Origin of the sequence: Methylosinus sp. R-45379 (assembly GCF_001644125.1) — a bacterium.
Classification (GTDB): Bacteria; Pseudomonadota; Alphaproteobacteria; order Rhizobiales; family Beijerinckiaceae; genus Methylosinus.
In genome coordinates this window covers 1-1,447 of the sequence record NZ_LUUM01000120.1, presented here as the reverse complement: position 1 = coordinate 1,447, position 1,447 = coordinate 1, and the positions used below count along the sequence as shown (strand labels likewise).

The 1,447-nt window shown below is 55.1% G+C and carries 1 protein-coding gene; it reads left to right on the top strand.

The features are described 5' to 3' along the window. On the top strand, positions 1-1,213 hold a 1,213-nt coding region (locus A1351_RS06675), incomplete at its 5' end, for a hypothetical protein (RefSeq protein WP_210178240.1). Positions 1,214-1,447: the final 234 nt, after the last annotated feature.

The window sequence follows — 1,447 nt, the reverse complement described above, 5'->3', positions numbered from 1 at the left end:
GCTCTATGCTTACAATAAGACGCAACCAGGGACAGGCGGCTCGCTTGCCGCCGAATGTCTCATGGCGTCGGTTCTTGGAGCGCCGCCGCCTGGACGTCCCCAGATCGTCGAGGATGACGAGCATCGCAAGGCAACCACCACGGATTTCATCGAGGGCAAGGAATTCCATTATTGGGATAACATTCACGACGAAATCAAGGGCCGTATCTGGACGACCAAGATTACACTTCCCATTTGGACAGATCGCATCCTTGGCGGCAATACGAATGCGAACATTCCCAATCGCGCGGCAAAGGTTGTCACCGGCAACAAGATGAAGTTTTCCGACGAGATGGAGCGCCGCACGATCTTCATCAATCAGTTTTTCAAAGGCGATCCGAAGAAGCGCGACCCTGACTCGTTCAAGCATAAGAAGCTGATGAAGTGGACTCTGGAAAATCGGCACCGTTTGGTCGAAGCTGCATTGATTATCGTTCAGGCGTGGATTGCAGCCGGCAAACCTGCGCCGAAGAATGTCCCTCACTTTGCGAGCTTCGAATCCTATGCCGAAGTTATCGGGGGGATTCTCGAAAACGCAGGCGTGCCGGGTTTCCTGGAGAACCAGCACCTCGTTAAGGCGGCCGTCGCCGGGTCTAACAATCGCTCTCAGTATGAGATGCTGATCACGGCGTGGTTGTTGACGTATGGTCCCAACGCCCGTGAGGTCGGCAACCCGGAGAATGATGCGCCGCTGGAGCAAGCGAAGTCTGTCTGTGGTGGAGAGCGCACGTCTCTTATTTCACTGGCGATCGACAATGAGATCGACCTTGACCTACCGCTAGACAAGCCGGGGAAGGCACAATGTCAGAAGATGGGCTATGTGCTCGGCGACATGAGCGAGCAATCTTTCGAGCCGGCTTCTGGTCTCGACGTGATGGTGATTCCGGGCGGTAAGCGCAACGGATCGAACATCTACGGTCTCGAATGTGTGGGCTATCAGCCGGAGAAGGCGACAGAACTGTCGCACATTCTTTGGGTGATCCTCGTCCTCAATAAGCTCGGCGACGAGCTGCTTGCGGCTGGAGACCGCTACGGCGAGAGCGTGACGGCCCAATATGAAGGCCAGTTCGGAGACCAGTCGGGAGATGCTATGCCGATCGAATGGACTAAGGAATCCGGTCGGTGGTTGTCCGGCGATCATCGTCCGGTAGGACAGGCGCGAGACCAGGGCTGATCCAGTGAGGTGGGCGATCGTTCAGGACGGTCGCCCCTCGGTTCGGGAGTGGTCGGTCCTGATCAGGGGACTTTGTGGATCAGGGGACTTCCCTATCCCTTATGTGTTCAGATTCTTTTTTTTTTCTGTCTCTCTATCCCATAAGATTCCTGAAAGGCCCGCGCGTAGGTAGAGAAAAAAAAAAGAATCGGCAATATAAGGGATAGGGAAGTCCCCTGATCCACAAAGTCCCCT